Source organism: Methylobacterium sp. E-016 (assembly GCF_022829745.1).
Classification (GTDB): domain Bacteria; phylum Pseudomonadota; class Alphaproteobacteria; order Rhizobiales; family Beijerinckiaceae; genus Methylobacterium.
The window spans coordinates 54,709-80,100 of record NZ_JAKSYF010000131.1; the positions used below are offsets into that span (position 1 = coordinate 54,709).

Consider the following 25,392-nt stretch of genomic DNA (forward strand, 5'->3'; position numbering starts at 1 on the left):
TAGCTCGCGGAAACGATAGGTGTCCTCATGCAGATCGCGAAGACCGAGGCCGAATGGCAGGCGCGTGCTAGCGCCTTTCTCAAGCTCAAAATGAAGGAGGCAGGCGTGACTTACGCAGGGCTGCGTGAGCGGCTGAAAACGCAGGGGTTTGATGAGACAGAAGCTTCGATCACAATGAAGCTAAAGCGCGGGACCTTTGCCGCAACCTTTTTGCTTGCGTGCTTGGCAGCTCTTGAAATAGACGCAATACAACTTAGGGATATAAGTGCGGAGTGAATAACAAGAAAGCAGAGCCTCTGCTCAAACAGCTTCTTCTTCGTCGGCATATCCGAAGGCCTTCATCCGTGCATGCACGTTATGATGAAAGTCTGATAGAAAATTGTTGTCGGATATAATTTCATTGCTTATTAAGTCTGGATAAGTATTGATAAGCAATTGTGATACAGCTTCTGGAATTGATCCATCAGATGAAAGCATGCTATCGATAGCGATGAGATCTTCTTTATGGCAGTTCATAAGCGTTTTTTGAACTGCCTCAATGATGCTCATCTGCTTAACTTCTTCTTCATGTGATGCAAGAATATCCCGAGCCGGATTGTATGCGCTCTCAAAGTGCGGGTGATCCGCCAGCCAATACCCGCCGCTTTTCAGACGTACGATTTTCGCCCCATCTCTCTGCGCCCGCCAAAGCATGGTGGAAAGAACCTGCTCAGGGTCTCTGCCATTGATGATGATCGACCGCTCCTTGAGCGCTGCGAACAGCTCCGAGCGCGTGAGCGGCTTGCCGGCCTCGCTGATGATGCGAAGCGACTCGGCCGCAACGAACTCCTTTTTTGGGTTGCCAGTAGCGCGAGCGGACTCCTTCGTCTCCTCAGGTGAATTGGAGCGGTCCAAATCCTGAATGTTCTGCTCTTGTTCCTGAACTGACGCGATGGGTTCGCCGTCACCGCTCTGCGTTCCAGCGAACGAATGCCATGCCGAAATCCAGTCGTCCACCTCACGGTGACGCGACTTAAGATCATGTACTCGTTGTTGAATTTGATTTATCTCTGCGGCGAGCCGATCTCGCTCAAGCATCGCATTCCGCAGGGCGGTGTCTGACATCGCTGTGCTCCAATCGCAACAGCAAGATACAGCACCAAAGATTCAACGCAAGGCGCCGCCACATTCAGACGGTTGAAACTGAATGTGAACTGTGCGAATGATTAGGAAGCCGAAGACGCAAACGGCTCGCAAGGGGGTTGGATCCCGAGCGAGCCGTCTGTTTAGGCCGCCGGATGTTGAGGTAGGCCCCCTCTTCATCCGGCTCTCAAGGCGTGCAGATGCGCCAAGTGCGAGAAGTTTATAGCACCTGCGCGCCGCTCTTTCAACGGGCCATCGGAGAAAGCCCGGTGTCTAAGCGCAAGTCTAATCGTGCCTGCCACCGCGTCCGGTCGTACCGGCGCATCCGCTTTGGACGACAAGAAGTCGTCCGGACTCACACCCGCTGCTGCGGGCAGGGTTCGTTCGCTTTCTGACAGAACAGCGACACTGAATGAAACGACGGCATGACCGTCTTGGCCGTCGAGGGTTCACGCCCCCGGCGGCCATTTTAGTTGGGGCGGAGGGCTTGTGGCGTCAGCGCCATAATAGCGGTGAACTCGGGAAGCTCGTCGAGGAACAGCACGCCGCCATGGGCCAGGGAGGCCTCGCCCGGCCGCGCGTTGATCCCGCCGCCGACGAGCGCCGCCATCGAGGCCGAATGGTGCGGCTGCCGGAACGGGCGCCGATCCGACAGCCGCCCCTCCTTCAGCTCCCCGGCCACCGACTGGATCATCGAGACCGCGAGCAGCTCGCGCGGCGTCAGCGGTGGCAGGATCGAGGGCAGGCGCGCGGCGAGCATCGACTTGCCCGCGCCGGGCGGCCCGTTGAACAACATGTCGTGGCCTATTTAGAAACAGGATCGGACCGGGAGAACCGTTCGAGGTCGCCTAATTCGCGCCCTCCAGCATAAAAATAAATCTGTTGTTTTCTCAATTGCTTAGATGCCAATCTGGCTGTGGGCGCCAGGAGAGATGCACCGTGAGCGATCATTCTAGCGTCTTTGTCTGGATCTCGCCGAAGGAAGACGAGGCGTCCACATGCCTCGCCGAACTGACCTCCGCATGGCCTGACATAGCTTCGGAGACGGAGTCGCTTCAGGCATCAACCAAAACGGCCATAGGCATCCTGGAAGGGTTGGTAGCCGCAGGCGTGTTCAGTCGCATTGAGGAGGCCAATTGGGATGACTGGGATTTCGAAACCGAATTGCGCCTTGCCAACACCGCCGTAGCTCGAACGGATTGAAGCGACATGTCCCTAGAGAGCTTGCTCAGCACGCTGACCGACCGACGCGCGGCATTCGAGATGGAGCGGCGCTCAGAGGCACGCCGAAGGGCCCCTGAGTTCACGGTGTTCGATTTTATCAGACCCGGGGAGCTCATTCTGTCCGAGATCCTCGCGTCCCTGCTCGATCCTGCCGGCACCCATGGCCAGGGTTCCCTCTTTCTCGCAGAGTTCCTGAACACCTTGCAGCTCGACTGGTCTACGGTCGACCTCGATGGTGCGAGGGTCCAGGTCGAGGCTCCAACGTTCGAGCGTCGTCGAGTCGACATCGTGATCCGGTTTGGAGATGCCGTCCTCGGCATCGAGAACAAGCCCTTTGCCGCAGACCAGCCGAACCAAGTCACGGATTATCTCGCATGGCTCGACCTCGCGGTCCCAGGGGGCCGCCGCTGCCTCGTATATCTCGCGCATGCAGAGGGCGTCTTGCCCGCCGAAGGAAGCATCTCCGCGAAACACCGCCAAAGCCGGCACGCCGAGGATCAATTTCGACCGCTCAGTTACCCGGGACTGGTGCCATGGCTGGAACGTGCGCGCAATCGTTGCGAGGCGGCCAGCGTCACCGCGTTTATCGACGCACTGATTCAGTTCATCCGACGTGAATTCATGGGGATTCGGGACATGACGGAACGCCAGCAACTCGTGAGGATCGTGAGGCAGTCGCCGGAAGCTCTACGAAGCGCCCTGGAGATCTTGTCGGCAGCGACCGAAATTCAGACTGACATCATGAATTCGCTCGAAGGCCAGGTTCGCCAACGGTTGCCTCAGGGGTACGACCTTTCCGGGTTCTATGTAAGTCCCGAACGCTGGACCAACATCAGCATCACGATGCCGGGCATCCTCGGTTTGTCGTTCTCCGTCAGCTTCGAAGGCTACGGCTACACCCGACTCATTTACGGCGTGAAAGGCGAGGAAGGCGCGGGAGTTTCAGCTGATAAAAGTACCGCGTCTCTCATGGACGCCGAATACGGATCGGGAAAAGTCTCGCTGGCGTGGCCTTGGTACCGGTTCGCTTCGTTGAACGAGCGCATCTTCCCGGTTGAGGGTAACTGGCGTGTCAGCGAATTACCCTGGGTCAAGGCGGCCGACGGCACGTTCGCCGGGACCGTCGTAGCGGCGGTCCAAGCGGTGCGGGCCACCCTCGCCGACACAGCGGTCTAGCCGCTCCCTAAACGCCATACCGCGTCTAGGGGGGAGCCAGCCCCCACTTTGCAATGCGCTAAAGTTATCCTATTTGCTTTTGGAGCACTCCCTATCGTATATGGGAGCGTTAGGGCGCCTAAAAGAAATTGGATTTTCACCCCCATGAAACCGTCTCCGCTTGCCAGCCCTATGGCTCGCCGCATCCAGCGCCTCTATCGAGATGAGAATACGAAACGTCTCTTCGATTGGATCGTGGACAACGGCTACACGGGGAAGAACTCCGACCGACCAAGCGAAATCGACTACGATGGCGAAACGGTCTCCGAAGTCGCCGAGTTCGAGAAGTCCTACCTGGAAGACCTAGACCTCAACCGTGCTCAAGTCGTCGCCATCATGAAGGAGATGGCTGCCAAAAAGCTCGGCGATTTTGTACTCGGACGCCGCGACAGCAAATCACGTTTCGTTTGGAGCTACGAACCGCAGAGCGTGGTCGAGTGTGCCCAGGGACGCGCCGAAGAGCCCATCGCCGTCTCGGACTTCGAGGATATCGAAGAGGACGGCGCATCGGACATCCCCTTCTTGTCGAGCATACCAGGCCAAGGGCGCGTGCAAAGCCATGCCTACGCGCTCCCAGTCAGGGATGGCGAGGTCACCATCACCCTGCCCCAGGACGTATCCCGCGAAGAGGCGGAGCAGGTAGCGACCTACCTGGAGGGGGTGGCCTCGCTGGTTCGCGCTACACTCATTAGATGATTTTCTAAAGCGATTAGCGCTTGAAAGAAGGTTAATAGACCCTATCTTAAGGGCGTGGGGCGCCGCGGCGTAGGAGCTCTACGATCGCCGAGCTTCCCCGACGCCCTGGGTCATCAAATGCCAATTTCGGACGCACTCCCTCTCCTTGCCAAAGCCGAGTCCCCCACGAATTCAGCCATGCGCCTCGCTCGGAAGCACGGCATTCCCGATCACCTCCGGACGCGGGCCGCCTCGGCACTCGGTAAGTGGCTCTCAAGCCGTCCCGATTGTCGAAGCGCATGCACGACCCTCGGCACGGATGCCGACGTGGCAGCTCGCCGTGCCAGCCGTCGCGGCGAGCCAATCGACGCCTTCCGCCTTTCGCCGGATGCCTCTCGGGATGCCGGTTGGACTCTCAAGAACCTTCGGCTCGCAGATGGCCACGCGCGGTCCCATGCCGATGTCCAGGTCGTTCATGCGGCGAAGAAGGTGCTCAGGGGCTTTCGGTTGGATCGCCTGGATTGGGACGGGCTCACCGACGGGCTCGCCGATCTGCGTTCCCTGATCACGACCTCCGGGCACCGGCGGGCGGCCAAATCGCCCGTCGCAGTCGCCGAGAGCTATCAGGCGTGCAAGGGCAAGACCTGGACGCGCGTCATCACCGTCGACAGGCTCCGTCGAATCGGCGTGAAGCATGGCCTTTGCACGGCCGCTTCGCACCCCCGCGCCGCGGATTACGCTCGGGCCCTACGGGACGGTAGCTTGCGGTTCTACGAGTTGGTCGGCCCCACAGGTTCGTTCCTGGCGCTCCTGAGCATCCGGTCATCCACGGACACGGTCGACGAGATGCGCGGACCCGGAAACGAACTCGTCACTGGCGTCAACGGATCGGTGAAGAGGCTTCTCAAGGCCCTCTCCGCCAGCGTCGGCGAGTGCAACGACCTTCTCGGTGTGGGTCTGTCGGACGGGTTCCTCGACATGGACCTTTCGCACCCGGACAGTACGGTTGGGGCGATACGCCTGTGGCGTGACCCGGAGGGCTCGATCCTTATCGAGGAACAAGGTCGGTGGGCCAGCCTCAGAAAGCTCGAAGACGGTATCTACATCGGGCGGGGCAACTACGATGCCGACAACCTGATCGGGACATTGGCCGACGTCGCGCTGGCAGGCCAGGCAATCGGGTAAGCGCAGATCCCAGGTCCGGGTCCATTCCCACCGAATGTGGGCCCGGGCTTCGGCATGCCTATCCACGACTCAAGGACGGGCACCGGAGGGCCTCGGAACTCTTTGCGTCGCGACGCCACATGGGGAAGACGATGACATTCACGATACATATTGGGCCCTGCGATATCTGCACTGAGCCAGCCGGCTTGAGTAGTGGCCTGCGCACTTGCGAGGCGTGTGAGTCCGATTTCGACAAGCTCTGCAGGACGTGCTCTGAAAGCCCATGCCCCTATTGTGAGAATGGGCTTGTCAAAACCGATGAGGTCTTTCCGCATTCGCTCTTCAAGGCAATCGACGCCGGTTCGGTGGGGGATGTCGGACGTATCATCGCCCGCTGCTCGACTGGTCTCGGGCGCATCCATGATAAAACCGGTCACCATCCGTTGGCCGTGGCCGCCCGCGTTGCGGACAAGGAGAAGGCCGCGGCCCTGTGCGCGCTACTGATTGGCGTCGGGATCTCCCCGCATGCCAGGACCGGCGAAGGCAGAAGGACAACTCTGATCCTGATGGCACGCTACCGCGTCTACCACCCCAAGGTCGCCGATATGCTCTCGGCGTCCGTGAACGACGCTGACAGCGCCGGTCAGACGGCCCTCATGTTCGCTGTCGTCGGACAGAGTCTATTCGGACAACGACGCGGCAACCTAACAATCGCAAAGCACCTCGTCGGCATGGGGGCTGACGTCGGCAAGGCGGATATCCACGGACGGACCGCGCTTGACAAGGCACGGAAGGCCAACGACACCGACCGCAACAACGATCTTATCGATTATCTCGAACGCCTGTGAGGTCGGGCAAACGCCTGGACGTAGAGGTGTCGCTCAGCCATTGACCGCGAGCCGCTTGGCTGCGGTCGGGAAACTGCTAGCGCGGAAGCGCCGGAGCTCCAACCATTGATGCCGGCATCCGTGATCGACGCCGGACATGCTCCTCAACCCAAGTCGGCAGGATGTAGGGTTGAGGGCGTTGCCAACCGCCGCCGTCTGCGCGACCTTCGCCGCATCCTTAAACGAGACCTATCGTCAAGAAACTGAGAGCCGGAGTGCCTGATGGACGTCAAGGATCATCCTGTCATTACCGTGCTCGGCGAGTCTCGTTGCTACATTGTGCCCATATATCAGAGACAGTACGCTTGGGGGGACAACCTGCTCAAGCAGTTCTGGGAGGACGTGGCCGCCAAGGCCGGAGAGGCGCTGGAAACAGGGAAACCTAAATTCCAGCACTACATGGGAGCCCTAATCCTGGCGCCAGGGACGACCGCCGTCGGCCGGACGCCATCCATGCAAGTCGTCGACGGACAGCAGCGCCTTACGACGTTCCAGCTATTCATCGCAGCGTTGCGTGCCGCCGCGGACGGTGCGGGTTTCGCGGATATGGCCGCGGCGCTGCAGGGATATTTGTTCAACGTCCCCAAGGTCGGCGAGAAAGACAAGGAGGCGAGGTTCAAGCTCTCCCCCACCCCCGCTGACCGAGAACTGTTCCGCTTTCTGCTGACCGAGACGTGGGACAGCGTCAAAGCCAAATACCCCCAGCACTTTTACAAAAAAGGGACCCTCATTTGGGGGCAGGCCCCTAAGCCGATGCGCGCGGTAGCGCTGTTTCGCGAACTAATCGACCGCTACGTTCGCTACGGCATCGTCGATGCGGATGAGGACCAGGCGGAAGGACAGGGGCCAGACGACGCCGAAATCCAACAGCAACGCCTGCAGGCGCTCCAGGAGGCATTGCTGCTGTATCTCAAGCTCGTCGTCATCCAATTGGGCGAGGACGACGACGCTCAGGTCATCTTCGAGACGCTCAATTCCAAGGCCGAACCACTCTTGGCCATGGACTTGGTTCGCAACAATATCTTCCACCGCGCCGAGGCCCAAGGCGAGTCCGTCCAAGATCTCTTCGATGAGAAATGGTCCGTATTCGAGGACGAGGCATTCTGGAAGGCGGACTCCCCACGGGCCAAACCCCGTCGTCCCCGTATCGACCATTTCTTGAGCCACGCCCTTACGGCACAGACCGGTCGCGAGACATCCCTCCGCGAGGTTTACGCTGAGTACCGGGATTTCGCGCGACCGCGCGGGACGCCACGCTTCACGACGGTGGCTGACGAGCTTGACGCCCTGACGCTCTACGCGCCGACATACCGGACTCTGGAACGCCCGGATGGTTCGGCACTTGGTTGGTTGGGAGAAAAGCTTGCGACCTGGGAAGTCGCTGTCATCTATCCGGCAATCTTCATGGTGGCCACTGCGGAAATTGACGACGCCGAAAAGTACGCCATCTACCGATTGATTTATTCATACATCGTTCGCCGCGCGGTGTGCGGGCTGACGCCGAAAAACTACAACAAGAATTTCGAGAGGTTGTCCGCGATTTTCCTGGACAAGGGGGCTTCGCTGCAATCGTTCAGACAATTTTTCGAGGACGCGACGGCCTATACGGTCCGCTTTCCCGACGACGCAGAGTTCGTCGCCGCCCTCGCCACGGGGCCCATCTACCGTAACATGGGTCGCAAGGAGCGGATCGCGGACATCCTGTGGGAGATCGAACTCGCCACGCGGACAAAATTTCAGGCGCAGGGCGGCCGTCCGCCCGGTCTTTCCATCGAGCACGTTATGCCTCAGGGCTGGCGCACCCATTGGCCGCTGCCGAACAACGAGCTCGCCCCCGCCCATGAAGTAGGTGTCACAGATCCGACTCTGGCGAACGCCATCACCGCACGGGACGCCCTCATCGATACGTTAGGCAACCTGACGCTCGTCACCAAGCCGCTGAATAGCCACCTCTCCAATGGACCATGGAAGCACAAGCGACCGGACCTTGAAGATGCGCTCCTAACCCTCAGTTCCGCTATCGTGAAGGTCGAAAAGTGGGATGAGGTAGCCATCCGCGAGCGTGCGCAGTCCCTCGCCGACAAAGCTGTCGCGATCTGGCCTGGGTGTAATTTCGGCTGCTGAATCCCCCCGGGATACTTTGGTTGAGACAGCAGTGCGAATTTGATCTGAGGCCACAGGGACTTTCCAGATTGGTGCAGGTCAACGGGTGCCGAGGCCGTCCTTCTTACAACTGAGATTACGGGTTGGTCTGGATCTCAGTTTGGGCTAATGGCGGCAACAACACCCCGCATCGCCGCCCACGACATGCTTCGACAGGTGGATCAGCCTTGATCTGCGTCAGCAGCCGTCCGCAGATCGAACACGGGAGATAGAATTCACGCTCCTTGTTCTGGCGACCGCTCGCGGTCGGCGTCCGTACGTCGAAATGACTCTCACGCCAAGCCGCCACCAAGTCGCCGGGTACCAGCCGCCACAGGTCGTCGTGCCGCAAACGTCCGTCGTCATCAACAGCCACGTTTGTTCGCTGGGTGAGGTTAGTTCTCGTAGCGGACGCCGGTGATGATCCTCTGGAACCCGACGGCGTGCCAGAGCCCTCGCCCTGCGAACCGCCATCGGGAACAGGCAACGAAAGTCCAAAGTCGATATCGTGAAACTCTGCCGTCCGCTCGGCACGACAGCCGGTTGAGCGAAGCGTCACGGTGACCACGTAGTCGTGGTCGATCCGCAAGTGGCACTCGATGCGCTCCAAAAGCGGATCGGCTCGCGGATCGACTGGCACGTTCGTGGCGCACAGCAGGGATCTGGGGTCGTTCGGAGAGACAAGTCCGACTTTCGCGGGCTTCGCTATCTCAACGACCGCAACACCCTCACGGGGGTCGACGCAGTAGAGCCGGGTGTTCGAAAGATTTTTGAATCCGTTTTCAACTGGGAGCTCGAAACCTGCATCGACAAGGCGGTGGTAGGAGCCACGGCCGGAGCTATCAGCAACTAGGATCTCGATGGGCTTGGACAACGTCAGCCTAAGGCCGTCGTGGGCGATCCAGGCCGCGCCTTCGGCGATGATGCGGTCTCCATTATCGATGTCCGTCACGCGTCCGACGAACCGCTCGAACAAGCCGTCAGCAATTGCCGGCATGTTGACCATGCCTCCGGTCGCCAGACACATCACGATGTCTCGGTTTGTAAGCCTCGCACGGGCCAGGATATCGTCGATCCGCTTCAGGCCACGCGCGACGAGGTCGGAGCACTCCTTATCGAGATCAGCCCGGCTCACCGTCGCTACGAGGTTTTGTGCTGCCCCGTCTGCCCGTAAGTAATTCCGAATGATGACGTCTTCCTCGGTTGCGCCGGGAGCCGACAGACCGATTTTGACGACCTCGCATTGATTTTGGAGCTTGGCTCCCATCCCCGGCTGCTCCATGCCGCCGATGTCATTCAGCTTGTGTGCTGCGGCATGCCGATCCCGCAGGAGGTTCATCAGTCTCAGGTCGAACTCATCGCCACCGACTTCGTTGTCGCCGTCGTTCTCGACCTGCATAATTGCCCCACCCTGGATGCGGCAGAGTGTCAGATCCAGCGTGCCGCCCCCCCAGTCGAAGACCAACACGGACCGGCCTTCCAACTGTGCCATCTGACGGCGGTAATCAGGCCGTGAACGTAGGTAGCCATACAGGGCGGCCACGGGTTCATGCACGAATTGGACGACAGCGATACCGGCAGCGCGGGCGGCCTCGCGCAAGGCTCGGCGTTGTGGGCCGCCAAAGTCGACTGGGATGGTCATCACGGCTCGGGTCAGCGGTACGCCCTCGGCGACGCTGCGTGCCTTGAGGGCATCGGCTTTGATATGCCGAAGCACCTCGGCGACAGCGTCGACCGGATTGACTTCCCGTCCCTCGATAAAAACCGGGCCGTCCCGGCGAAGCTTCATCTTCGGCGAACGAAGGAAGCCCGGCGGTGCACCACCTCCGGTAAGGTCTAGGTGATCCTTGGCTTCTCGGCCAACGACGACGGTGTCACCGGTGTACCAGACCACCGAAGGGTGGGGTCTACCGCTCCCAAGGTCGACCAGAGGAAGCACGCGGTCGCGCACGATCCTGGCCGCCAAGCTGTTCGTCGTCCCGAAATCGATGCCGAATGTAACTATGCTCAAACGTCGGTCTCCTTGATGGACGACAGGACCGACCTGATCCTACGCAGGGCGATGTTCGGTGCCGCCGGTTCGATCTCCAGAGCGTCCACCGCGTCTCCGAGCATCGGCACAATTTTTTCCTTCAGGAGTGAAGCCTGGCGGGTTTTCACCTCGACCATGTCGTGCCCCCAGTGCTGTCGGCTATCGTCGAGTTCGGTCTGAGACGCCTGAAGTCGTTCCTTTAGGTCGGAAACCTCCGATTGGAGACTGGCGAGGGTCCGTCTGAGTTCTGCTATCTCTTCTCGCGCACCGTCCAACCGTTCTTCCACCGCGGCGCGAAGAACCTTCTCAGCATCCCTTTGTTGCGCCACCTCCCGTGCTGCCTTCCCGACGAGCTTCGAGACCGCCACGGCTCGTTGGATGTCTGCAATCCTCCCTGAAACCAGAGCTTGGCGAACGGAGCGTCCGATGGCTTTCTCACCGGTCGCGAAGGTGTCGCCAAGCGTGTGCAGAGTCGTCGCGAGATCGAGGCTTCTTTTCGTCGCCATCCATATGAGGCCAAGCTGCAAGACAACCTGGGCTGGCTGTCGCGCCTCGATGACGTCTGAGTCGAGCGCACTGGAAAGTTCGCGGTGCAATCGCCGAAAGGATGCGTCCGCCTCGATGTTAAAGGGTTCGAACGCACTTGGAGCATTGGTGCGAATGATCCCCAGAATGGTCGGCCACAACCACGTGTCGATTTGAGGTGGCAAGGCGGGCTGAACGGCGAGCGCCAAAAGTCGCTTATGGTCACGGTCGCCAGCAAGGCGTAAGCGTTCAGCTTCGGCGATATCGTCCTCAGAGAACTTGAGAGCCTTAACCTCCGCGACCGCCTTGACGAAAGCGGATGCCGATAGAGTTGTTTTGCCAAAATAAACCTGCAACTGCGGCTCGACCTTAGGCTCCTTCGGCGCCTTAGAATCCTTCGGCTCTTTGATCTTGCGAGTCGTCTTAGCCGCTGCCTTGACGGGCGCCGGCTCGTCGGGTTGTCCCGCCTGCTTGGGCGGACCTAGGGGAATTTCCTCGTTCACTTGCTCACCGTCTGAAGGCAGGCGTCCGCCCATGTATCGAAAGGATGCACGGCAGATATCTGCCTGAGCGGCTCGACCGCTTCGTCGCGTGCATCTAATCGCAGCGCCGTAAGCGCCCAGATAGCCAGAGCCTTCTGACGGTCTGGAAGGACCAGAGCTTGGTCTGCAGCGACCTGCAGGCACTCGCTTCGAAGGACCGGGCTCCATCGGTCCTTCCGCGACATTGCCTTTGCAAGGCCCAGAAGTCGGTCCGTACCGTGGTCCAGTGGGCACGCCTTCAGCCTGCCCGGCGGAACGTCGGGTATATTGACGTGATGTGACGTCGGTCCACGGAGCAACTCCATCGCCGCGTCGAGTTCGACGTACCCTGAGCGGATTTGCTCATTCCCAAATTGATTCAAAGCGAACCGCATCACGGAACACAACAAATGCGGGAGAGGTCTCTTGTGAGGCTTCAGTTTTTGGAGCGCCGCCGTAAACGCTTCCGTGAAGCTGTCGAGCGGCGACGTTAGACCCTGTCCGTACGTCTGCTCCTTGACCAGGACGCCGAGGACGTACTCGGCCATCCCCTCCGCATAGTCTGACGCGGTGCCCTGACATCGAGGGTCCCGTCGAAAGCGCCGCGCCGTCTCCCGGGTCGGCACAACGACCGTCATGTGTTCCATGAAAGCACGGTCAGCTGCGTCCAGCGCTTCCGACGAAGCCACCCGGAAGCGAATGTCGTAGCTGGTCGTTACGGGCTCAGTTGAAAGGAGCCTACCGTTCCTTAGTTCGATGCGCGCCACCGACCGGTCTAGACCCGACAAAACTGTTCCCAGCGTTATGCCATCGACCGGTTCAGGACGCATGCCGTCCACTGAAACGGTGGCTGCGGTTGTGTTGGCGAGGATGAAGTCGGAAGGGGAACGCTGCTCACGGATCGTGGAGCTTAGGCCAGGCTCAAGCCCCGCTACCAGCAACGTCGGGCGATCCACGGCATGTACGCTGCCCAAATGATCCTGAAGGCTCCTCGGCGCCGACGCGATGTAGATACAGAATGGACAGCGGTACATCCTCGGAAGAGGGCCACTTGGATCCGGTACCCGTTGTGTGGCGGCGAGAAATGCCTCCGTAGCGTCTTCTTGCACCCAGCCGAACGTCGGCATTTCGAATCCGCCCCCCCGGCGCTCTTTTCGCGAGCCTAGCAGGGGTTGCATCGAAGTCACCCCAGATTGCCCATCCCGGCGACAGGATCTCGAAGGCACGGTGCGCGATCACGCTGGAGGTCACGGAAGCGGAATTTCGAACTCACCGAGACGGGCCCTCGCTGCCTCAACGGCCTCATCCGGGAACCGGCCAGGATACCGGAGGACGACATGCTCGGCGGTGAACTCGGCGAGCTGATGCTCCACAAGGTGACGAAAGCCATCCGATGGCTCTCGTTTCATCACCAGGTACCGGAAGGTCTCTAGGGCACCATCGCGGCTCCGTTTCCCGGTGATCCGACTTGCCCGCTTACGTCGACCGCTCTCCTCCAGGTAGACCTGTTCGAGAGCGGCGACACACGCGTCGAACTCCGCTTCCAGAGGATCATCGGGATTGCGATTTGTCAGGGCGCATAGGCGACGGAATGCTGTCCCGTAGAGGTCTGCATCGACTCCTTTCACCTTTTCCATGAAGCTCCGTAGCCGGTCCGGGTCGCTTTCCTTCGTGGGGTCGTATGCCATCTTGTAAGTGACCTCAAAGCCGCGTCCAGAATTCTGACACCTAGGTCTTATTCAATGTTAGGCGGCTTCCATGGGCTTCGCTCCGTAACGGCCACCCCCAACCCGCACAAAATAGAAGCCTCTACTGGCACGTTCGCCCATGTTTTTCGCAAGCCGCTTAAGCCCTCCTTGCCAGTGCCGACCAGCGGCCTCTATGGTTTCATCCGACAATCTCAGGCCGATCTGGCTCGGTTTCATGGGGCCGTGCTGCAGCAGGATATCTCGTACGGCCTGCATAACGTCGTCACCTTCCGAGGGTGGCGGCCGCTTCTCCTTTGCGTTGGTCGGAACGACATTCGGCGCTGGGACCTGGTTGTTTCCGACAGAGCAGAACAGGCCATTCATCTCCCGGAAGGGGCCGCCGGGTTCACTCAGGGCACGCAATCTGAAGCCAAGCCAACCTGCGGATAAGGGCATCTCGACTAGCTCCCCCCGATCCTTCAAGGGCTGGGGCAATGCGGTCAGCAGGTCGCCGGCAGACATCGGACCCTGTTTCTGTACCAGCCCGAGAATCTCGGCTTCCACCGAGCGCCAGAACGCATCCTGGGCGCCGAGGGGGACCTCGCCCTTTGACCTGCGCTGCCGTAGTTCCCCTATGGCTGCACTCCGGTCCCAAACCTCGCTTTGGGGCGCCATCGTACCCAATGGAGCTGCCCCGTTTGCGCCGGTGCCCCGCAACCTTTCGATCTCAGTGTTCAACGCGGATATTCGCGCCTCCAGCACGTCGACCGTCAGGCTGGCCTCGTCAAGCATCTCCCGATAGGCTGATCGCTCGATTTCGAAGTTTGCGCGTTCGGCATCCCCGAGGCGGCTCTCCTGGGCGCGAACCTCGTCCCACAGTGCCTTTCCAAAAGCGCCCAGTCGGGATTGGAGCCCCCGAGGCAACTCCATCAGCTCGATCACCGGCTGGTAGTTGCGAACGGACTTCCAATCGGCCAGGACCGGTCCGACGTCGCTGTATGAGCCGCCCTTTTCGAGTTCGCCCCGGACTCGCCTTACCGAGACCCGGACAGCCTTATCCCGCCGTGCCCTCAACTCGTCAGCGACCCGAAAAACCTCGACTCTGTCGACCATGACCAATGCCCCGACTAATATCGGAACATCATGCGATCATGGGGTGAAGAAGCTGTCACCGAGCCAAATGGGTGCCTCTACCCGGTGCGCATGAATCGAAATAGCTATAACCGGCGATGAAGCCAGCGTTGTCTCAGACGTTTGGCATCGAGCCGATTGACGGCTTTCGAACCGCAACACCTAAGCGCCTCAGGTTCGCCGCCAACTGCTCGCTCACCTCTTCCACCGACGAGTTCCATATGCCGGCCAGAGCCTCGGTCATTCCCGAGACGTCGCTGGGGTTGAGGGCACGTCCATTGTCCTGTCCGAATGGCCCATCCGTTTCCGTGAGAACACGGTCTCGGGGTAAGCTCGCGAGCAAAGAGCGCCCTCTGACAGATCTGGACATCGGAGGCCCGACTGAGAACCAGCAGCCCTGGTCAATTGCGCGTTGAAGCTGCGTCATGCTGCCGGAGAACCAGTGCAGGATAGGCGTGCCCGCATCCGGTTCGCCGCGAAGGCAATCCAGAACCTCGTCCGAAGCACGGCGGCTGTGAATGGACATCACCCGGCCACCCTGGCGGGACGAGAACCTCAAAATGCTTTTGAACACGCGCTTCTGAACGTCTGCGTGCAGCTTGTACTCCGGCGACCCGTCGAGGCCGACCTCCCCCACATACCGTGTCTCGGGGAGAAGCCCCTCGAACAAGGGGAGTTCGGTATGACGTTCGTGGGCCAGTTCCGGATGTAGACCGAGGGCGGTCCGGATACGCACACAGCTTTTGGCGAGGGCGGATGTGCGCCGCCAAGCTTTTGGGGTCGTCGTCACCGATAGCACGTAGACGCGGGCCTCGTCCGCCTGTCGCACCGCCATCTCGGGATCTGGGTACAGGTCGAGATGGCAGTGGAAGTCGATCACGGTATCCCGCTGGCCCTCAAGAATCCTTGGAGTTCTTTCATACCATGGCGGAAAACGTCGACATAGGCCGAACGCTCCTCGGCGTCCGACGGTAGCGGACCCGCCTGCAGTACCCACGCCTCCATGTCGTAGTCCTCAGACCGTCGGATGGCACGGAGGACCGAGACCAGATCGTCACGGGTGTTCTCATCTCCCAGGACGTTGCGTAGGTCGTCCGCGCGGTAGGGAGTACCGTCCGGGAGGCCGGCCGCGAAAAAGGACGCCCGCCGGATGAGGCAGGGAACGCATCGGCCGCATTGGACGCCCTCACGCTTCCATTTCCCGCACGACACGGTCGTGGCGGCGAGCGCCGAGAATGTCGCGTCGGACGCGTGCCGCCGGACCATGGTGCCCTTCGTCTGATGACGGAGGGGGTTTGTAAGGCGCACCGGTAATCCGACCGCTCGAACGATGTCCTGGATCTCGGATAGGAAGAAAGGATGCGTCGTGCGGGTGCTATGGGCACCGAACCGTCGCGGAGTGAGCGGCGGGTTCAGCGCGATGTGGCCGTTCTCAGGTATCCAGAGGTCGGCCTCGCCGCCTCCGCGCCACAGGGAGATGACGCTGGCGGCAGCTACACCATAAGCGAGGAAGTTGAAGCTCCGGGTACGCATGCTGACATCGCTTCCCCCGCTCCAGGTCGGATGAGCGTTGGCGGCGAAACGCTCGCATACGATTGGCAGTCTGCGAACCAACCGATTCTGGTACTGGCTGTCCTTGGGATAGGAATGGCTCACGAGCAGGGGTCGGCGGCCCTGTCCTATCAGGTCCAGCGCCCCGACGTAGCTGTCGAGCCCACCGGAGAAGAGACAGGCACAATCAGCCCGCGAGAGGTCGATGAGCCGTCGACGGCGCGAGACAACGGACTGGCTTGGCGGCAAGGGTCCGTCCGGCCCGAGAACTAGGGTCCATCGATCTCCACTGAGGAAGCGTAGGGCCGCCTCAAGCTTACCGACGACCGGCATCCACCGGCCGGGATCGATCAGAGGGATATGTAGTTCGAGATCACGGCTCCAGCGGTCCGGTGCCCCGTTGCGCGAGACGAAGGTGTCGGCCGCCGTGACGGCGAGCGCCAAGGTCAGGAAATCGAACGCCTTGGAGCGCAACCCGAAACCAAAGCGGCTAGTGGCATCCATGAGCTGGTAGCCGATCCGACCCACGCCATCGGGCATTCTGCCCGCCCCATACAGGACGACATGGACGTCGTTTGCGCTTCTCGGATCGGGCACGTCGTCGACGTGCACATGGAAGACGATCCTTGTCATTCGTATGCCTCCCACTCCCGCCAAACCTCGGTCATCGCATGCTGCTGCAGACGCTCGACCTGGGCGCGCCTCAGGCTTCCGACCCCACCGGCCAGCGCAGGCCCAAGGTGCCGGTCCATGGCGACCTTGATCAGGTCGAAGAGCTCGTTCTCAGCCTGGATGGTCCTGTCGGCGGATGGTGCCTTGTTCCATGCCGAGCCAGCGTCCTCCGTGACCTGCCGGAATAGGACTCGGGCGAGGAAATCCACGAGGACCGCGATGACTTGGTCGGCCGTCATCGCGGTGGGATCGAAGATCTCGACGTCTGGAAGAACCTCCGCGATGGCCTCGTGGATGGCGACGCGGATGCGGTCGGCATCCTCGTTCTCCGGTGCGAGGGCTCGGGCTATCTCCTGGGCCGCGAAACCGACCGTGCGACCCACGAGCCCAGACAGATCGACGCCAGCGAAGGTGGCGCCGTCACCACCAGCCCGTAGGTCGCCGAGTAATCCGAACAGACTTCCGCCTGCGGCGTATGCGGGACCGAAACGCCTCGGGCCGATGGACGAACCGCCCGTCGAGGTGCGGGCGTAGTGGCCCAGCGCCGACCGGACCGAGCCCCTTCCGCCTCCTTCGCAGAAGCGTCCGAATACGGTCCGGAACGTCTGGAAACGATTTCCCACGGGAGCGGGCAGCGGCAGCGTCGGGTCCGTATCGGCATGGGGCGGGACGAGCGCGGAGCGACCCGAGGCCCCCCGGGCCGAGGATGAGGTTCCCATGGGATCAGACCTCCGCCCAGGGCTTGCCGTTCAGCATCGTCGACATCCAAGGCGGACGACGTGGCAGATCGAGCGAGCGTATGAATCGCGAGAGGGTAGACCCGGCACCCGCCGAGGCGTCGGCGAGGTAGACCGCGCCGCGAAAGTCGTCCCGGGACCGCATCCACTCCGAGTTGCGCCTCATATCCCGCACGAGCGCGTCCATCATCGGCACGTGCTCGCTCTGGTCGACCAGGGCGAGGGCGTCACGCGCGGCTGGGGAGCTCACGGTGCGGATGGCCCGAAGGACCTCGACCGCCGCCAGGGCTGCCGGCGAAAGCAGCGTCGCCACCGTCCTGACGGGCACCGTCTCCCGCGCGAGGTAGACCGCCGGCCGCAGGTCATACCCACCGAGCTTGGGGTCCAGGCCGACCCAATCCCGAAGGAAGGTCAGGTGGGTCCGCATCGATTGCGGCAGCGCCTGTTCAAAATCGGCGTCGTTCGGGTCCATCGCCTCGATCTTGGCGAGCAGCTCGGGCTTCCCATTGCCGGCGTTGATGGCATCGTGGAGCGCGTCGACTGCCGAAACCGAGGTGCACCTCTCGAAGAGGGCGAGCTTTGCAATGATGGCCTCGTCGATAGGCATCGCACGCTTCCGTGCTATCGAAGCCCTCATCCGGACGATGTTCAGCAGCCGCTTGATGATGCGCGGATTGCCCTTGACGTTCGCTGAGTAGGCGAGAAGCGGCGCCATGCGGTCGGCGAGGTCGAGGGTCCGCCGCAACGGTTCCGGATCGGCCATGTCGAGCACGGCGACGACCTGCTCGATGCTGAAGTTGGCGTCAGGTTTCCAGACCTGCCTCAGTTGGTCGATCAGGTAGCTCCGCAACGCCTCCATCTTTTCGCCCTCGATGCCTGCGGCCTCGGCGAACAGCAGCAGCATGTAGGCCCTGACCTCTTGGACGCCGAGACGCGGCACACGCACAGGCACCTGGATCAGCTTGTCGAGGTAATCCTGAACGAGACGCTCGGAGGGGTTCTTGAAATACGACGAGACGGCGTGGCGAACCATGTCCTCGTCCGCGGCGACCACGAACGCGGTGCGGGGCAAAAACAGGAACAGACGGATCGCTTCCAGGGTGTGGATCGCGTTCGGCGGGGTGCATCGGTCCAGATTGTCGATGACCACGACGAGCGTCTTATCAATGCCCTTGAGGAGCACTTCGAACTCTTTCCGAAAGGCGGTGATCTCCTCGGGAGGACTGACCTTCGTCGCCTGCCTCAGAAGGCCTTTTCCCTTGTCTTTGACCTCACCGGCGGCCTTCCCCATCGCCTCGTAGTCTTCGTCATCGGCGGTACCGGACAGAAGGTCTCCGACACCTTCGACGCCTTTCCTCAACATCCCGAACGCCGGGAACCCTGCAAAGGCGGCTCCGCCCTCGGCCAGCAAGCCGAGCGCCCGCAGCTTGTTCACGCGTCCCAGGAAGGACTTCGCCTTGGCTTGCAGCCCCTCCGGGGCCTCGTCTGCCAGTGCCTTCGCGATCACGGACATCAAGGCGCCACGAGCGTCGTCGAAATCCTGGTAGAGCCACGCATCGAAGTCGATGAAGAGGTATTTGGTCGGAGTGTTCTGAAGCTCTCGCTTCACCAACCGCAGAACCGTCGACTTCCCCGTGCCCCAGGTCCCGAACACACCAAGCGACAGCGGCAGCAACCTCTCGCTGCCCACCATCTCGGCAACCAGTTCGGCCACTTCCGAGTAGTTGAGATAATCGACGTCTGTATCAGTGTCGGCCCACATGAAACACTCCGCGCGGGAAAGACCGCATCGGCCGCGCCTATCGAGGTGCGGCCACGAGGAACTCAGCTTCCTTTCTTCAGAAGCTGGCTTAGCGAACTGGCCCCCTCCCGTTCGAGCAGCGTCTTGAGGTGCATGTCCGAGCGGCGCCCTTCGGCGAAGCCCTCGCCGTACTGCTCACGCAACGTGCCCACCTGCGTTGTCCCGTTCTTCTGTCGGATCTGTCCGTTCTGGTCGCGATGACGACCGTCGAGACCAGGCTGTTTCATTCCGTCACCTCAGGTGTTCTCAAGCCGCAAATTTCCGTGTGCCGCGGCCTCCACACGTCTCGTGCAGGTTGCGTCTGCCGGAGAGGCTGGCATCCTCACTCCCTGGGCCGACGACACCGCGGGATTCGGACTACGTCGCCAAAATAAATTCTGAGACAGGGGTTTTGCCCGGCATTGGGAGTTGGGAATGGCTGGGGGGACGGGACCGGATGACCGGTCCCTCGACGACGCCGAGGTCCGCGCTGCCATTGGAGCGCTGACCGACGCCGAACTGCTAAGGCTACGGAAGGTCGATGCTCGCTATCGGGCCGGCACCGACTACGAACCAGGTGCCCTGCTGAAAAGCGCTCTCTGCCAAGCATTCCTGCGTGAGCGGAAATGCCCTCGCCACGTCGCCTTCGTCAGGTTCATTGCGGGTTCGATCCGCAGCGCCGCGAGCCATCGCCGCAAGGAACTCCGCCGGCAAGTCCCGTTCGACACGCCCTTCCCGGTCGTGTCGGGAGGCCGGGTCGACAGCCGTTCGTTGGCTGAACGATTACCCTCGCCAACCCTAGACCCCGAAGCGCTTCTGATGGAGCGGGAGAACACCGATGCTGTGGATGCGATCATGACACTCTTCGATGGGGACGATGAGGCGCAACTTGTCATCCTCGCCCTGACCGAGGGATTGAAGGGCGCGGCGCTCTGCGCCGAGGTCGACCTACCCTCCAACAGGGTTCACTACGTGATCCGGCGCATCCGTCGGGCGGTCGAGAAGCGCTGGTCAGAGGGATTGGGGTTATGAGCTCCGCCAAGCCCGTGAAGACAAATCCCGTTTCGTTGATCGACGACGCCTTCCTGGAGAACATCCTGGAAAGCTCCGAGAGCGAGTTGCTGACGGATCTCATGGAGGAAGGGCTCTCCCCCGAGTCGGTTCTATCCGGCCTACGTGCATTGGTTTCCGCAGCGGAAAACGAATGCGCCCAGGCTCGCCTCGGAAAGGCCAAGGAAGAACTCGCCGCTTTCCGCGGGACTCCCGGCGTCGGTCATATCGATGACCTACAACAACGACGCGAGCGCCTTGCGGCGATGCGCGTCGGCTCGCCTTCGGCCACCGGCATGATGATGGCGGCTCGAAAGGGCGAAGGTCTTTCGGAACGCGATCAGGACGGGTTGTTGGACGACCTCGCCGACCTGGACCGTCTCAGCGCTCGGAAGGACGAGGGCGACCTCTGATGGCCACTGTAAGCCCGGCCGAACGACTGCTGGTCGAGCTTGGCATCAAGGATCCTCGCGACATCGACTTGGAAGCCATTGCCTTCTCGCAGGGAGCGTACGTCAAGTACCGCCCAATGGACCGATGCGAGGCCACCATCGTTGGTAACGACAGGCTCGCGATCATAGCGGTCAACAGCCTCAGCATCCCAAAGCGTCAACGGTTCTCGATTGCCCACGAGATCGGGCATTGGCTGCTGCACCGGAACAAGCTGTTGTTCTGCACATCCAAGGACATCGGTGGGTTCGCCCGAAATGCCATGGACCCCGAGCGTCAGGCTGATGATTTCGCATCCGACCTGCTGCTCCCGACCTTCATGTTCAAACCAGCTATCAGACGGATACGGTCGCTTTCCCTACAGGCCCTCGACGACCTGTCCGGCACCTTCGAAGCAAGCCGGACGGCAACCCTTCTGAAGGTGGTCAAGTCGAACAGGTTCCCCATCGTGATGGTCCGGGACGGTCTGGATGGGCGCCGATGGTTTTGGTCGTCGAAGGTCGTCTCAGCCCGTTGGCGCATTCGCAACGACATCGATCCGGAAAGCTTCGCGTACGAGCTTCTTCATAGCGGCGGGACCGGAAGCACGGCGGCCCGAAAGGTTGGGGCCGATGCCTGGTTCGAATTTCGGGGATGCGCTGACGAAGAGGTCCGCGAACAGTCGTTTGTCTCCGTCCTTGGGGAGGTCATCACCATCGTGACGGTGCCGGAAAGCGGCACCGGTTAGGTATGCTCGCCCACGGTGATGCGGTGCCTCCAGCGCTCCTGCGCGATCCCGCGGAGCAAGCCCCCGTTTAGGTTGTACAACCCCGAATCGCATGCGAGGGTGCAATCGCAACATTCTGCTATTTGGCTATCTGGCTATCCGTGAGTGACCCTGGGGCAGACGAGAAGGTGACAGGCCGCCGGCGTGCCGACGGTCGACGTCAGCTTTTGGTCTACCTGCCACAGGAGGTCATCAAGGAGGTCAAGAAGGTCGCCGTCGACGACGATACCACCGCCTCGGCCATTACGGACGAGGCCCTGCGCGACTGGTTGAGGCGCAGGACTGACAAGGCCGCAAAGACGGCTGAGGATTGAGGGACGCGTTCATGCTGCAAACGGTTCGTGATGCCTGCGCCTTCGATCCGAAGGCCATCGATTATGCTCTCAGCGACCAAATCGAGGACTTGGCCGATCTGGTCGGGCATACGCATGGCGAGGCCGAAACCTTTTTCGATAAAACTTATGTCACCGGAGGCATGGCTACCCTGTTACGCCAGGGGCTGCAGCGCCTCGCCGGGAAATCAGGGCAGGCCGTTTTCGAGCTCAAGCAGGCGATGGGTGGCGGCAAGACGCACTCGATGCTCGCGCTTGGCTACCTGGCCGCCAATCCCGACGTCGCGAAGCTTGTCCCGAGTTCGGTCACGGAGGGCTTCACACCTGAGATGGCCAGGGTGGTCGCCATCTCAGGTCGGTCGATATCCCGAGAGAAGCACCTCTGGGGCGATATCGCGGAGCAACTCGGCAAGCCGGACGGCTTCCTCGAATTCTACAAGGGCGTACCGCGTGCGCCTAATGAGAAGGACTGGATAGCCCTGATCGGCTCCGAGCCGACGCTCATCCTTCTCGACGAGTTGCCGCCTTACTTCAACAATGCGGTGACGCAGGCCGTAGGCGGCGGCACACTGGCCGACGTCACGACCTACGCCCTGTCGAACCTTTTGTCCGCTGCCCTCAAGAAGGAATGCCCGCGGCTTTGCGTGGTCATCTCGAACCTGACCGGCTCCTACGAAGGAGCGACGAAGGAGATCACCGCACTCGTCCAGAGGGTGACCCGCGACTTCCAGGCCGAGGCGGGCCGGCAGGCGAAAGGGATTACGCCGGTCGAGCTCGGGTCCGACGAGATCTACAACATCCTTCGGACACGCCTCCTCACGAAGGTCCCCGAACCGGCAATCGTCGATGCCGTCGCCTCGGCGTTCTCAGAATCCATATCGGACGCAGTGAAGTCCAAGACGGTGGCCAAATCGGCAACCCAGATCGCCGACGAGATTACCGCGTCCTACCCCTTCCATCCTTCGTTCAAGCATATCCTAGCGCTGTTCAAGGACAACGAGCGTTTCCGCCAGACCCGCGGTCTGATGACCCTCGCGGCCATTATGGTCCGTTCCGTCCAGGCGAGGCCGCTGAACGACGTCTATCTCGTAGGGTGCCAACACATTGACATGGCGCAGACCGACATCAAAGACGCCATCACGAATATTTACGACCTATCCGGCGCCATCGCACACGATATCGCAGGTTCTGCTTCGGAGCGCGCCCACGCCCAAACGATTGACGACCAGACGGGAAATGACGCGGCAAGCCAAGTCGCGCGCCTTGTCATGATGGCCTCGTTGCCGGAAGCGAACGGCGCGGTGAAGGGCTTGGCGAAGCCTCAGATCATAGAGAACCTCGTTGCTCCCCATAGGTCGGCGATTCAGTTCGATGAGGCATTCGAGCACCTCAGGACGGAGTGCTGGTACCTCCACCGTCGTGAAAACGACGCATGGGTTTTCGCGAAGAACGAGAATCTGCGGAAGAAAATCGAAAAGTACGCTGAGACCGCTCCCCAGCCCAAGGTCGATGCCGAGATGCAGCGGCGTTTGATGGGCGTCTTCGAACCGCGCCGGAGGATCGCCTATGCCCAGGTTGAGGCGCTTCCCAAGGTCGAGGACATCAAGCCGAACGGCGGGCGGTTGTTGCTCGTTCTGAGTCCGGACAAGCGTGTGCCCCCCGAGGACGCGAAGCGGCTGTTCATGGCCATCACGCAGAAGAACAACTTTTGCGTCGTGACCGGCGACGGTTCCGACATGGGCAAGCTGGAGGACAAGATCCGACGCATCTGGGCTGTGGCCAAGGTGCGGGACGAGGACGGTGGCGACAGGTCGCCGAATGTCGCCGAGCTCAACGAGGAGGCCGAACAGGCAGAGTTCGACTTCAATGCAACCCTGATCAACCTCTTTAATCGGGTCTACTACCCGGCCAGGATACCGAAGGAAGGTGACGGGCTGGTCCACGTCGCGCTGAAGCTGACATCGAGTAAGGGTAAGGACGGAAGCAGTATCGACGGGGAGACAGCCGTCGAGGAAGCTCTCGCCTCGACGGGCGCTTCGAAGCTGCAGCGAGCGGTCGACGATACGAATGTGGATAGCTTAAGGGCCAGGGCCGAGAACGAGCTCTGGGTTTCGGCTGATCGACGAGCGAGGTGGAAGGACGTCGAGGAACGCGCAATATCGAACGTGCGCTGGCCTTGGCTGCCTATCAAGGGGCTGGAGGAGCTTAAACGCCGCTCCGTCTCGACTGGAGACTGGCGGGACAACGGCGATGGGTATGTAGAGAAGGGTCCGTTCCCAGCGCCTCGTACCGCGGTCAAGGCCGCAACACGCCAGCGCGAGGACGCGACAGGCGTCGCCACCATCGAGATCACGCCAATCAACGCTGGGCCGAATGCCCGCGTTCACGTCGGGCCTGACGATAAGGTCTCCTCGTCGTCTCCCGTGCTCTCCGACATGATCGTCGAGCGCGACGACACCGTGTTGTGGTTCCTTGCGGTCGACCCGGACGGTAAGCATGAAACCGGCGACCCGGAACGTTGGCAAAACAGCCTGACGATCACGCATGATCCGCGTGAGATCATGGGGAAGCGAACCGTCGCCCTCACCGTCAAGCCGCGTGGTCAAATACGCTGGAACTTGGATGGCACCAACGCTCGCGAGGGCAAGCCGTACAACAAGCCAATCGAGGTCCCCGGGGACGGCGAGTTGACATTGTACGTCTACGCCGAGGACGCAGGCGTCTCGACGACCAAAACCTTCACGATCCGGCCGGTCACCGGCGGCAAGGCCATTATCGATCCAGACAAACCGGCGTCCGTCCGACGCAAGTTCAAGCTGGCGACCACGGAAGAAACGTTCATCACGCTCCGCGCGGCCAAACGGACCAACACGATGTTCGGGAACGGGGTATCCGTCACCGCGGGCAAGGGAGACGTAAGCGCCCTCACTCGCTTTGGTCCAGGCGCCAATCTGACTGCCCAAGCTATCGAAACATTCGTCGCAGCGGCCCGTCAGGCCCTCGCAAACGAAACCGCGGAAATCGAATTCGGATTCGGGGAGATGAGCTTTGGCAGCGGACGTGAGCTAACCGAATTCCTGGAGGAAGTCGGGGCTGTCGTGACGGTCGACCCTGCCGAGGTGGTCCAATGAAGAAGCCTACGACCACCGCAAGAAAGACTATCGGGTTCGGCGTTCCGGACGAGATTGATCCGCATCATTTCACGGTCGAAATACCTACGGCACGCACAGAACCGGTGATAATTACAGAACGATTCGGTCTAAAAAGTGGATCGAGTGGATTGCCGGACGCCGTTGAACGATGCCGCCTTTCTCGTGCGGCTTGGACGGCCATTGCCGAGGAAGCTAAGCGCGTCCTTAACGAGCGTTTAAAAGAAAAGGAGCTCGCGACGAGTCGATGGTCGTCGGGTAGAAACTCTGTTGAGCGCTTACTGGGTCGCGAACTATGTGTGCTCGCCTGGGGTATAGAGGTATCGAACAAGGACCTCATACCGAATGCCATCAGGATTTGGGCGAGCTTGAAGCCGGAAGAGCGCTGGTGGCTGTTTTCGATGTCCGCATCGCTTACTGGTTTAGCTGAAGACACCGACATAGGGTGGAGAAAGGCAATCAGAGTTGCGCTGACAGAAACGCCTGGTGGCGATGAGATCGCGGTTACACGGGCAAAACGACGCCCACTGAATGATATCGACCGCCCCCAATTGCCTCTATTCAAATAAAGCGGCAGGC

Annotated in this window: 24 protein-coding genes and 1 pseudogene; 13 read left to right on the forward strand and 12 right to left on the reverse strand. The window is 61.0% G+C overall.

From position 1 onward, the window contains the following. The first annotated feature begins 27 nt into the window (after positions 1-27). A complete protein-coding gene (locus MKK68_RS18730) occupies positions 28-276 on the forward strand; it encodes a DUF6471 domain-containing protein (RefSeq protein WP_244032227.1) in 249 nt (82 codons plus the stop codon). 24 nt (positions 277-300) lie between these two features. On the opposite strand, the gene MKK68_RS18735 is transcribed toward MKK68_RS18730, so the two are convergent. Together MKK68_RS18735 and MKK68_RS18740 are read right to left on the reverse strand one after the other, a co-directional pair. After that, on the reverse strand, positions 301-1,104 hold the full coding sequence (locus MKK68_RS18735) for a hypothetical protein (RefSeq protein ID WP_244032229.1): 804 nt from the start codon (positions 1,102-1,104) through the stop codon (positions 301-303). A gap of 532 nt (positions 1,105-1,636) precedes the next feature. Next, positions 1,637-1,927 (reverse strand): annotated as a pseudogene (locus MKK68_RS18740) (ATP-binding protein); the annotation flags it as partial. Positions 1,928-2,061: 134 nt separating this feature from the next. Between MKK68_RS18740 and MKK68_RS18745 the strand changes: the two are divergent. From MKK68_RS18745 to MKK68_RS18770, 6 genes are all read left to right on the forward strand, one after another. Beyond that, positions 2,062-2,325: a hypothetical protein gene (locus MKK68_RS18745; RefSeq protein WP_244032236.1), complete on the forward strand. Its 264-nt coding sequence runs from the start codon at positions 2,062-2,064 to the stop codon at positions 2,323-2,325. A 6-nt stretch (positions 2,326-2,331) separates the two neighbouring features. Next, a complete protein-coding gene (locus MKK68_RS18750) occupies positions 2,332-3,522 on the forward strand; it encodes a PD-(D/E)XK nuclease family protein (RefSeq protein WP_244032249.1) in 1,191 nt (396 codons plus the stop codon). 234 nt (positions 3,523-3,756) lie between these two features. After that, on the forward strand, positions 3,757-4,257 hold the full coding sequence (locus MKK68_RS18755; protein ID WP_244032263.1) for a hypothetical protein: 501 nt from the start codon (positions 3,757-3,759) through the stop codon (positions 4,255-4,257). Between the two features lie 306 nt (positions 4,258-4,563). Then, positions 4,564-5,421 carry a hypothetical protein gene (locus MKK68_RS18760; protein ID WP_244032265.1) on the forward strand — a complete coding sequence of 286 codons (858 nt, stop codon included), beginning with the start codon at positions 4,564-4,566 and terminating at the stop codon, positions 5,419-5,421. Positions 5,422-5,552: 131 nt separating this feature from the next. Then, positions 5,553-6,248, forward strand: a complete 696-nt coding sequence (locus MKK68_RS18765) for an ankyrin repeat domain-containing protein (protein ID WP_244032267.1) — start codon at positions 5,553-5,555, stop codon at positions 6,246-6,248. A gap of 261 nt (positions 6,249-6,509) precedes the next feature. Then, positions 6,510-8,411 carry a DUF262 domain-containing protein gene (locus MKK68_RS18770; protein WP_244032275.1) on the forward strand — a complete coding sequence of 634 codons (1,902 nt, stop codon included), beginning with the start codon at positions 6,510-6,512 and terminating at the stop codon, positions 8,409-8,411. 115 nt (positions 8,412-8,526) lie between these two features. On the opposite strand, the gene MKK68_RS18775 is transcribed toward MKK68_RS18770, so the two are convergent. The 10 genes from MKK68_RS18775 to MKK68_RS18820 form a co-directional block, all read right to left on the reverse strand. After that, positions 8,527-10,323 (reverse strand): Hsp70 family protein, encoded by a 1,797-nt coding sequence (locus tag MKK68_RS18775; protein WP_244032282.1) that lies wholly within the window; start codon positions 10,321-10,323, stop codon positions 8,527-8,529. Between the two features lie 113 nt (positions 10,324-10,436). After that, a complete protein-coding gene (locus MKK68_RS18780) occupies positions 10,437-11,489 on the reverse strand; it encodes a hypothetical protein (RefSeq protein ID WP_244032284.1) in 1,053 nt (350 codons plus the stop codon). Next, positions 11,486-12,055 (reverse strand): hypothetical protein, encoded by a 570-nt coding sequence (locus MKK68_RS18785; RefSeq protein WP_244032286.1) that lies wholly within the window; start codon positions 12,053-12,055, stop codon positions 11,486-11,488. The genes MKK68_RS18780 and MKK68_RS18785 overlap by 4 nt, the downstream gene beginning before the upstream one ends. 699 nt (positions 12,056-12,754) lie before the next feature. Further along, entirely contained in the window at positions 12,755-13,195 is a 441-nt protein-coding gene (locus MKK68_RS18790) for a hypothetical protein (RefSeq protein ID WP_244032288.1), read from the reverse strand. Between the two features lie 57 nt (positions 13,196-13,252). After that, the gene (locus MKK68_RS18795; RefSeq protein WP_244032290.1) at positions 13,253-14,308 is read right to left on the reverse strand and encodes a DNA-binding protein; all 1,056 of its coding nucleotides are present in this window, start codon (positions 14,306-14,308) and stop codon (positions 13,253-13,255) included. Between the two features lie 133 nt (positions 14,309-14,441). Beyond that, a complete protein-coding gene (qatD, locus tag MKK68_RS18800; protein ID WP_244032292.1) occupies positions 14,442-15,206 on the reverse strand; it encodes a Qat anti-phage system TatD family nuclease QatD in 765 nt (254 codons plus the stop codon). Next, complete coding sequence (gene qatC, locus MKK68_RS18805) at positions 15,203-16,510, reverse strand: Qat anti-phage system QueC-like protein QatC (protein ID WP_244032310.1); 1,308 nt, start codon at positions 16,508-16,510, stop codon at positions 15,203-15,205. The genes qatD and qatC overlap by 4 nt, the downstream gene beginning before the upstream one ends. Further along, the gene (locus MKK68_RS18810; RefSeq protein ID WP_244032312.1) at positions 16,507-17,268 is read right to left on the reverse strand and encodes a hypothetical protein; all 762 of its coding nucleotides are present in this window, start codon (positions 17,266-17,268) and stop codon (positions 16,507-16,509) included. The genes qatC and MKK68_RS18810 overlap by 4 nt, the downstream gene beginning before the upstream one ends. A 4-nt stretch (positions 17,269-17,272) precedes the next feature. Then, positions 17,273-19,048, reverse strand: coding sequence for a P-loop NTPase fold protein (locus MKK68_RS18815; RefSeq protein ID WP_244032314.1), 1,776 nt, complete (start codon positions 19,046-19,048; stop codon positions 17,273-17,275). Positions 19,049-19,110: 62 nt separating this feature from the next. Next, complete coding sequence (locus MKK68_RS18820) at positions 19,111-19,314, reverse strand: hypothetical protein (protein WP_244032316.1); 204 nt, start codon at positions 19,312-19,314, stop codon at positions 19,111-19,113. A 187-nt stretch (positions 19,315-19,501) separates the two neighbouring features. Between MKK68_RS18820 and MKK68_RS18825 the strand changes: the two genes are divergently transcribed. The 6 genes from MKK68_RS18825 to MKK68_RS18850 all read left to right on the forward strand — a co-directional run bounded on the left by MKK68_RS18825 (position 19,502) and on the right by MKK68_RS18850 (position 25,382). Then, positions 19,502-20,098 (forward strand): hypothetical protein, encoded by a 597-nt coding sequence (locus MKK68_RS18825; protein ID WP_244032318.1) that lies wholly within the window; start codon positions 19,502-19,504, stop codon positions 20,096-20,098. Continuing rightward, entirely contained in the window at positions 20,095-20,529 is a 435-nt protein-coding gene (locus tag MKK68_RS18830) for a hypothetical protein (RefSeq protein ID WP_244032320.1), read from the forward strand. The genes MKK68_RS18825 and MKK68_RS18830 overlap by 4 nt, the downstream gene beginning before the upstream one ends. After that, positions 20,529-21,293 (forward strand): ImmA/IrrE family metallo-endopeptidase, encoded by a 765-nt coding sequence (locus tag MKK68_RS18835; RefSeq protein ID WP_244032322.1) that lies wholly within the window; start codon positions 20,529-20,531, stop codon positions 21,291-21,293. Before MKK68_RS18830 ends, MKK68_RS18835 begins: the two co-directional genes overlap by 1 nt. A gap of 140 nt (positions 21,294-21,433) precedes the next feature. Next, the gene (locus MKK68_RS18840) at positions 21,434-21,646 is read left to right on the forward strand and encodes a hypothetical protein (RefSeq protein WP_244032329.1); all 213 of its coding nucleotides are present in this window, start codon (positions 21,434-21,436) and stop codon (positions 21,644-21,646) included. Between the two features lie 11 nt (positions 21,647-21,657). Further along, a complete protein-coding gene (locus MKK68_RS18845; RefSeq protein WP_244032334.1) occupies positions 21,658-24,795 on the forward strand; it encodes an anti-phage-associated DUF499 domain-containing protein in 3,138 nt (1,045 codons plus the stop codon). Then, a complete protein-coding gene (locus tag MKK68_RS18850; RefSeq protein WP_244032336.1) occupies positions 24,792-25,382 on the forward strand; it encodes an anti-phage-associated DUF3780 domain-containing protein in 591 nt (196 codons plus the stop codon). Before MKK68_RS18845 ends, MKK68_RS18850 begins: the two co-directional genes overlap by 4 nt. Positions 25,383-25,392: the final 10 nt, after the last annotated feature.